The organism is Nonomuraea sp. NPDC003201, from assembly GCF_053590415.1.
The window spans coordinates 23,622-31,885 of the sequence record NZ_JBSFTC010000118.1; the positions used below are offsets into that span (position 1 = coordinate 23,622).

Genomic DNA, 8,264 nt, shown 5'->3' on the forward strand with positions numbered 1-8,264 from the left:
GCATGAAGGACGACGTCTACGACTACGACCACCAGTTATACGACCGGTCGTTCCTCAACTGCTACCAGCGGCAGGCCATGGTCATGCTCGCCGAGCGGGTTCCCGACCTGCCGCTGGTCTTCTACAACTGCCTGGTCGGCGGCGACGACATCGCCGACCAGGTCATCCGCCTCGGCCGCCCGAAATACGACTTCCAGAGCAAGCTCCTCGACCCCGCCGCCCTCGCCCGCGTCGGGATCGCCCGCGAGTACGTCCCGTTCGACACCTACGCGCAGGCGCGCGAGCTCGTCATCGACACGGCCGGGCGCGCCGGTTACGTGATCCTGTTCGTGGACGTCTACTACCTCCCGCACACCCCCGAGTACCGGACCGACCACGTCGTGCACACGATCACGCTCACCTCGTACGCGGACGGGCACTGGTCGATCCTCGACGACAACCGGGCGAGCGTGCTGTGCCGGTACGCCTACCCCGAGGACGTCATCGCCGCGGCGTACGACAACGGGAAGCTGCGGCACGTCAGCTGGTTCCCGGCCGGCCCGTACGACGCGGCGGCGGCGGTCACCGGGGCGTCGGCGGCGTTCTCCGAGGTGCTGCGGACGTACGACGACACGTACGCGCTGCTGGAGGGGGTCGCGGACCTGCTGGGGACGCGGTGGATCACGCCGGCGCGGACGATCGCCCTGCTTTATGACGCTTTTTCGGTGTATGAGGGGTCGCGGGCCTGCCTGCGGGAGTTCGCCGCGCGGCAACCGGCGTACGCGGACGTCGAGCCCGCGCTCGCGGACCTCGTCGGCCGGTGCAGGGACATCAGGAACCAGCTGATGATCGGCAAGGCGATCGGCCAGGTGGACGCGTTCCGCGTGGCCGCGGCATGCGCGGAACTCCGCGCGGCGGAGGAGGACACGCTGAAACGGCTGCGGGGACAAGGGGGAGCCTGATGGCGATCGATCCACGCCTGGTCGTGACCGGGTTCGGCCCGGACGGCGCGGCGGTGATCGTACGTGACACGCCCGTCGCGCCGATCACGGCCCGCGCGCTGCCCGGCCAGGAGATGTACCTGCTGTGGGGCAGCCCCGACGGCGGCGCGACCGTCGGACCGAAGGCCGCCGACCCGATCACGCTGCCGTTCTTCGCCGGAGCCGGCGGGACGCGGCTGCTGCTCGTGCGCTTCCCGCCCGCGTCCGCGATCGTCGGACTGCCGTCCGCGTCGTCGCCCGAGGACCAGGCCGAGATCGACGCGGAGGTCGAGGAGCGGCTCCCCGGGCTGATGGACGTCTTCGAACCCGGCGACCCGCCGGGGATGCACACCACCGACACCCTCGACTACGGCATCTGCCTCGAAGGCGAGCTCTGGCTCGAACTCGACTCCGGCGACGAGGTTCGGCTCACCCCCGGCGCCTGCGTCGTTCAGCAGGGGACCCGGCACGCCTGGCACAACCGCGCCGAGACACCGGCGCTGATGGCGTTCGTCGGCATCGGCGCGGAGCGGCCGTCATGAAGCGGCTCGTCGTCGTGGGGACGGGGCCGCGCCTGTACCGGGAGTTCATGCTGCGCCGGATCGGCGAGCGCTACGACGTCCACCTCGTCATCGGCCGGCCGGCCGAGTGGGAGACGCCGTACGTCTCCGGGGTCAGCGTCGTACCCGGCATGACGGCGGACGGCATCGTGGCCGCCGTCCGGGACGTCGTGGCCAGAGGCGCCACGGACGGCGCCGTCGACGGGGTCATGACGTGGGCCGAGGACCACGTCGTCGACACCGCGCTCGCCGCGGCGGCCGTCGGCCTGCCCGGCCCTGGCCCCGACGCGGCCCGCGCCTGCCGTGACAAGCACGTCACCCGCTCGGCCCTCACCGCGCGCGGCGTGCCGCAGCCACAGTCGGAGCCGGTCGCCGACGTGGCCGAGGCGTGTGCCGTGGCGGAGAAGTTCGGCTATCCGGTCGTCATCAAGCCCAGAGCCGGGGTCGCGAGCCAGGCCGTCGCGCTGGTCCGCGACGGCGAGGAACTGGCCGACCACTTCGGCTCCGCGCACTGCCTCCCGGCCGCCGATCTGCGATCCCCGGACCGCTCCGTGCTGATCGAGGAGTACCTGGCCGGGGAGGAGATCGGCGTCGACTCCGTCGTACGGGACGGCCGGGTCCTGCCGGTCTTCGTCTCGCACAAGGAGATGGGCTACGCGCCGTACTTCGAGGAGACCGGCCACTGGACGCGCGGGGACGACCCGCTGCTCGGCGACCCCGCGATCACCCGCTTCCTCACCCAGGTCCACGCGGCCATCGGGTACGCGACCGGCGCCACGCACACCGAGCTCAAGCTCACCGACGAGGGCCCGAAGCTCATCGAGATCAACGGCCGGCTCGGCGGTGACCTCATCTCGTACCTGTGCCACAGCGCCTCCGGCGTGGACCCGGGCCTGGCCCTCGCGGCGGTCTCGTGCGGCGACGCCCCCGAGCTCACGCGGACGCGCGCGCTCTGCGCGGGGATCAGGTTCGCCTACCCGCCGTGGCACGAGACCCGCGTCGAGGAGATCGCCTTCGACGAGTCCGGCCTGCCGCCGGAGGCGGACCTGGCCGTCCCGCTCGTCCGCCCGGGAGAGGTCGTCCTGCTGCCGCACAAGGACCTCATGGAGGGCCGCGTCGCCTTCGCCACCGCCGCCGCGGCCACCCGTGAGGAGCTGTCCGCCGCGCTCGACCGGGCGCTGGCGGCGTTGCGCTGCACGTGGAGCCCCGCATGACCGACGTGTCGAAGGCACCCGCCGACGAGGCTCCCGCCGGAGTGATCCGCACGCTGCGCGAGCTGCCGCGGCCGGCGATCGTGCTGCTGTTCGGCATCGCGCTGAACCGGATGGGGAGCTTCGTCGCGCTCTTCCTGGTCCTATACCTGACGGGCATCGGCTACAGCCCCGCGCAGGCGGGGTTCGTCCTCACCGGGTTCGGGGTGGGGTCGATCGTGGGGACGTTCGTCGGCGGCAGCGTGACGGGGAGGCTCGGCGCGCGGTCGGTGATCGTGTGGTCGATGCTGCTGTGCGGCTTCTTCACCGCGGGGCTCGCCGCCGTGACGGCGATCGTCCCGCTGCTGATCGCCAGCTTCGCGGCCGGCGCGTTCGGGCAGATGTACCGCCCGGCCGCGGCGACGATGCTCGCCGAGCTGACGCCGCCGCAGCGGCTCGTGATGACCTCGGCCGCCAGCCGGTTCGGGCTCAACCTCGGCGCCGCCATCGGGCCGCTGCTCGGCGTGTGGCTGGCCGCCGCGTACTCGTACCAGGTGGTCTTCGTCGTCAACGCCGTCGTCGACCTGCTCTTCGCCGTCGTCGTCCTGCTCGTCATGCCGGCCGGGGCCGGGCATCGCGCACGCGAGGACACCGCCGCGCCCGAGGACACCGCCCGTTACCGTGACCTGCTGCGGGACCGGCGGTTCCTGCTGTTCCTCGCCGGGATGTTCATCACGGCGGTCGCCGAGGTCCAGTACCAGTCGACGCTGCCGCTCGAGGTGCAGCAACGCGGCTACCCGACCGCGCTCTACGGCGCGGTCGTCGCGCTCAACGGCGCGCTCGTGATTCTCGTCGAACTGCCGCTGACGACCCTCATCCAGCGCTTCTCCATGCGGGCCACCGTCGCCGCCGGCTGCCTCCTCCTCGGTATCGGCCTGGGCCTGTTCGGCCTGCCCTTCGGCCCGTGGGTCTTCATCCTCGGAGCCGTCGTCTGGACGCTGGGAGAGATCATCAGCGCCCCGTCCATCGGCGCGTATCCGGCCCTCGCCGCCCCGACGCCCGCCCTGCGGAGCCGCTACATCGGCGCGCTGTCCACCTGCCAGACAGCGGGCTGGGCCGTCGGCCCCAGCGTCGGCACGGCGCTGTTCGAGTACGTCGGTGGCGCGGTCTGGGTGATGTGCGCGGGTCTCGGCGTGCTCGCCTGTCTCGGCATGCGCGCGGGGGTCCGCGACCTCGTGCCGCGGTAGTCACGGTCCGCAATTTTGGAGCACGCGCTCTGTTATTCTGAACCTCGGCGTTCTTCATCTGTCGTTCGAGGTAAGGAGTCGACTCCTCGTGCAGCTTCGAGTTGCGGCCATCGCCGTGGCCGCCATGACGGCGGTCCTGCCGGCGCAGGCTCCCGCGTACGCGCAGGCCACTGCGTACGACCACCAGGACCCGGCCGAGACGGGCTGCTGGAACTCCGCCCAGGTGGTGCGGACCGGCACGCTCGTCAGACATCAGCCCCGCGGGGCCGCCGGGCGGATCCACCTCTGGTGGTCCCCCCGGTGCAGGACCAACTGGGTCGAGATCAGGACCGACTCCAAGGCGAGCGGCACCATCTACGTGTACACGGCGGACAACAGGAGGGACGCGTACGACTTCAAGCCGGGCAACAACGGCCGTCACTGGGGCAACATGCTCCGAGCCCCCAGAACCTGCGCCTGGGGCAGGGTCGAGGTGGAGTGGAACCCCGGCCGCCGCAGCGTCCGGACCGGCTCCGGCGGCACCGCGAAGGCGTGCGGCTGAGCGGCACTCCGGGGAATCGTTCACGGTCCCGGCCGGCCGGGACGGACCTCTGACCTGTGCTCCCGATCGAGCGCGCCCTCGGTGAGATCCGTGGTGCGAACCGGGACGGCCGATGTCGCGTATCCCATGCAGTACGGAGGGCGCGCGCAGGGCCTGGTGCCGGGGGCGCGCTCTCGAGCGGGACGGAGAGGGGGACATATCGCCACATCGTTGCTGCGCCCGTCCTTGCTTGAAAGAGCTTCAACGAGCGAGATGAGAGTCACGACATGTCTGTAGCCACGATTGCCCCGCGGATTGCGATCAAGAACGTGACCCCCGAAGTCTCCAGCGCGATGAGCGCCCTGCACGAGGCCGCTCTGGCCGCGGCGCAGGCGGCCGACATCGCGCCGGGACTGCTCCAGCTGATCAAGATTCGCGCGTCCCAGATCAACGGCTGTTCCCTCTCGCTCGACCGGCACACCCAGGACGCGCGGGCCATGGGGGAAGGGGAGCAGCGCATCCGCGAGTTGCGGGCCTGGCGGAACAGCAAGCTCTTCAACGGCAGGGAGCGCGCCGCGCTGTCGCTGACCGAGGCGATCACCCTCGTCTTCGCGGGGCAGGTCCCGAACGAGGTGTACGCCGAGGCGGCGAGGCAGTTCGAGGAGACGCAGCTGGCGGCGCTGATCTGGGCCGCGACAGTGATCAACGCGCACAACCGGATCGCGATCACCACCCGCCTGGAGGGCAGCGGCGCGCCGCCCGACGCGGACGTCCGTGGAGCGGCGGCCGTAGGGAGCCGGAGCATGTGGTGGACGTCCGCTCGGGTGGCGGCTCAAGACCTTCCCGCCTGAGGATCTCCCGGACGGTGGAGGGCGCGATCCCGATCCCCGGTCTCGGCGCGCCGACCAGAAAGGCGCGCTTCTCGGGGCGGTCAGGTCTCGGCACTCGAGGGTGAGCCGCACCCTGGTGCCGACGCTTCTGAGGGGGTTGTCGCCTTGGCGGGCGATGGGGTGAACGGCGGACTCCGCCGCATGCCGGGGACGCGCGGCCGTTCACCTCGGCCCCCGCGGTGACGGCGCGCGGCCGGAGGTGCGGCGGGTTCGTCGCGGTGAACCGTGCCGCTCCCGGTTGATCCCGGTCAGTGGAAGCAGCACCGTCCCTCTGACGCCGTTGCCGTCGACGTCTTCGGCGAAGAGGTTCTCCAGGGCCGTCAGGTTCCCCTCCTGGGAAGCGTCGAGGAAGGCCGACAGGAGGCGGCGGCGTTCGTCGGTGCCGATCGCCCCGCGCCGGGTGGCGCTCAGGTGCTTGCGGGCGCGGCTCACCAACTGGCGGACGTTGGCCGGGCTGAGTTGGATGATCTCGGCGATCTGCTCGTAGGGATAGACGAAGGCCTCACGGAGGATGTACGCGGCCCGCTGGGCCGAGGTGAGCTTCTCCAGCAGCAACAGCAGGGCGAGTTCGAGCGCCTCACCTCGCTCGGCTCCGGCGGCGGGGTCGGCGCCGGTGTCGATGGGCTCGGGTAGCCAGGGGCCGAGGTAGGTCTCGCGGCGGGCCCGGGCGGACTGCACGGCGTTGATGGACAGCCGCGTCGTGATCAGGGTCAGGAACGCCGCCGGGTTGGCGATGGCCGAGCGTTCGGTGTTCTGCCAGCGCAGCCAGGTCTCCTGGACGATGTCCTCGGCCTCCGCCGAGCTTGCGAGCATCCGGTAGGCGATGCCGAACAGGCGGGGACGCACCTCGACGAAGGTGGCGGCGGCCTGGTCGAGGGAGTTCGAGTGGTCTGGTCCGTCAGGATGCATGCTCACGCGCGCCTCCGTGGTGGTGCTCATGAGTTGTCCTTTCCGAGGAACCGCGGTCGCCTGGGCGACGGCGGGGTTGAGCAGCATGAAGTCGCGGCGGATGCTGGTGATGGGGAGGCACGCCTCGGCGAGGCGGTGGTGATCTCGGCGCGCTTGAGTAGGCGTGGGTGGTGCGGGTGTCCCGGAATCGGGTGGTTCAGGCGAGGGCTGTCGGCGGGCGCCTGTCGCCGACACCACACACTGTGGCCGGGCGGGTGCCGCGGTCGCATCAGGGAGATGCCTGGCCAGCGTCCCCGGTGAGGAGCCGGTCAGCCCCGGGAGTCACCGGGCGGCCGGCCCGTACGGGACGCGGGCAGAGCCGGTCGGCGACGTACCTCCGATTGGGGAGGGGCGAACTCAGAGAATGTCGTCGAGCTGGTGGCGGGAGGTGACGCCGAGTTTCGTGAAGACCTTGCGCAGGTGGTATTCGACGGTGCGCGGGCTGACGTACAGGCGCTCCGCGATCTCCTTGTTGGTCAGGCCGGCACGGGCCAGCCTGGCGATCTGCGCCTCCTGCGGGGTGAGCTGCTCCGTGGTCTCGACGTTCCGCTTCCTGGCGGTCTCCCCGGTGGCCTGGAGCTCGCGTGCGGCCCGGTCGGCGAAGGCCTTCATGCCGATCCCGGTGAACAGGTCGAAGGCGGTGCGGAGGTTCTCGCGGGCCTCGACGCGGCGGCGTTCGCGGCGGAGCCATTCGCCGTAGAGCAGGTGGGTGCGGGCGAGGTCGACGCGCATGCGGGTGCGGCCGAGCCGGTCGATGGCCTCGCGGTAGAGGCGGTCGGCCTGCTCTCCTTCGCAGAGCAGCGCCCGGCAGCGGGCCTCGAGGCCGAGGCCCCAGTCCGTGCCGCCTGCCCGGGTGGAGCGGGAGAGCCGTTCCAGCGTACGGGCGGCCAGGTCGTGCCGGCCGGTACGCGCGGCGGCCTCGACGAGTTCGAGGGGTGCCCACTGGACCCCGCAGCCGCCCGGCGCCCGGTGGTCCACGCCGGCCTGCAGCACGGCTTCCAGCGCCTTCTCGTACTGGCCGAGCCCGTTGTAGAGGACGGACCGGACCCAATGGCTGATCTCCAGCGTCCGCCCCTCCCCGCGGACCGCTCCTTCCTTCGCGATGATCTCCGCGAGCTGCTCGGTCTCCTCCTCGTCTCCCCGCCACGCCGCGAGGCCGAGGTCGCCGCCCGTCTGCACCATCGCTCCCGAGGTGGTCCAGACGTCGGCGGCGACCGCGTTCGCCTTCGCCTCCTCGTTCTGGGTCTGGGCCTCCGCCAGGTCGCCCTCGAACAGGAACAGCATCGTGGACAGGCTGAGCGCCAGGGGCAGCAGCGCGAGCGCGCCGGAGCCGCGGATCAGGCGGAGGTAGTGCCGGGTCAGGTCGCGACCGGCCTCGTCGTCCCACCGGCTCATGACGGAGAAGTTGACGAACCAGACCCACCGGAGCTGTTCGGCGGGCGGGGTCTCCTCGCTCATGATGGCGTCCACGGCACGCCGCAGGGCCGGTTCGGCCGTCAGGGTGTCCTGCGTGTAGGACAGGGAGAGGGCTTCGAGGACGAGATCCGCGGCGCGGGGCGCGCCGGGCGCGGGTGGCGCCTCGCGAGTGGCCGCCGCCACCTCGATGATGCCGTCCCAACTGGGCAGGACGCCGATCGCCACGAGCAGCGCCTGCAGATAGGTGTCGCGGGACAGGCCGATGTCGAGTGGTTCGAGCTGTTTGGCGGCCTTGAGCAGGATCGCCGGGGCGGAGGTGCCGCGGTTCGAGGTCAGGGCGATCTCGGCGCGCAGGGATTCGGCCTTGGCGCGGCGCAGCTCGTCCGGCGGCCCGGCCTCGGCCACCGCCAGCAGCGCCAGCGCGGACTCGAGCGCGCCGGCCAGGTGCTTGGCCCGGGCGGCGTCGAGCGCGCGTTCGGCCCGGCGCCGGGCGTCGGGGGTGAGCCCGACCGCCCGTTCCAGGAAGGCCGCGGC

8 protein-coding genes are annotated in these 8,264 nt (G+C 71.8%); 6 read left to right on the forward strand and 2 right to left on the reverse strand.

Translation table 11 applies throughout. From position 1 onward, the window contains the following. Window positions 1–2 precede the first annotated feature (2 nt). The 6 genes from ACWDX9_RS32840 (at window position 3) to ACWDX9_RS32865 (ending at window position 5,327) form a co-directional block, all read left to right on the forward strand. Entirely contained in the window at window positions 3–941 is a 939-nt protein-coding gene (locus tag ACWDX9_RS32840; protein ID WP_449960760.1) for a hypothetical protein, read from the forward strand. Beyond that, complete coding sequence (locus ACWDX9_RS32845) at window positions 941–1,501, forward strand: cupin domain-containing protein (protein WP_449960763.1); 561 nt, start codon at window positions 941–943, stop codon at window positions 1,499–1,501. The genes ACWDX9_RS32840 and ACWDX9_RS32845 overlap by 1 nt, the downstream gene beginning before the upstream one ends. Then, on the forward strand, window positions 1,498–2,733 hold the full coding sequence (locus tag ACWDX9_RS32850; protein ID WP_449960765.1) for an ATP-grasp domain-containing protein: 1,236 nt from the start codon (window positions 1,498–1,500) through the stop codon (window positions 2,731–2,733). Before ACWDX9_RS32845 ends, ACWDX9_RS32850 begins: the two co-directional genes overlap by 4 nt. Further along, window positions 2,730–3,956 carry an MFS transporter gene (locus tag ACWDX9_RS32855; protein WP_449960768.1) on the forward strand — a complete coding sequence of 409 codons (1,227 nt, stop codon included), beginning with the start codon at window positions 2,730–2,732 and terminating at the stop codon, window positions 3,954–3,956. Before ACWDX9_RS32850 ends, ACWDX9_RS32855 begins: the two co-directional genes overlap by 4 nt. 88 nt (window positions 3,957–4,044) lie before the next feature. Beyond that, window positions 4,045–4,497 carry a DUF2690 domain-containing protein gene (locus ACWDX9_RS32860; RefSeq protein ID WP_449960770.1) on the forward strand — a complete coding sequence of 151 codons (453 nt, stop codon included), beginning with the start codon at window positions 4,045–4,047 and terminating at the stop codon, window positions 4,495–4,497. Between the two features lie 308 nt (window positions 4,498–4,805). Next, window positions 4,806–5,327 carry a carboxymuconolactone decarboxylase family protein gene (locus tag ACWDX9_RS32865; RefSeq protein ID WP_364264592.1) on the forward strand — a complete coding sequence of 174 codons (522 nt, stop codon included), beginning with the start codon at window positions 4,806–4,808 and terminating at the stop codon, window positions 5,325–5,327. Window positions 5,328–5,528: 201 nt separating this feature from the next. Here ACWDX9_RS32865 and ACWDX9_RS32870 read toward each other — a convergent pair whose 3' ends face one another. Together ACWDX9_RS32870 and ACWDX9_RS32875 are read right to left on the reverse strand one after the other, a co-directional pair. Next, a complete protein-coding gene (locus ACWDX9_RS32870; protein WP_449960772.1) occupies window positions 5,529–6,305 on the reverse strand; it encodes a sigma-70 family RNA polymerase sigma factor in 777 nt (258 codons plus the stop codon). A gap of 366 nt (window positions 6,306–6,671) precedes the next feature. Continuing rightward, a partial coding sequence (locus tag ACWDX9_RS32875) for a helix-turn-helix transcriptional regulator (protein ID WP_449960775.1) occupies window positions 6,672–8,264 on the reverse strand: 1,593 nt, incomplete at its 5' end.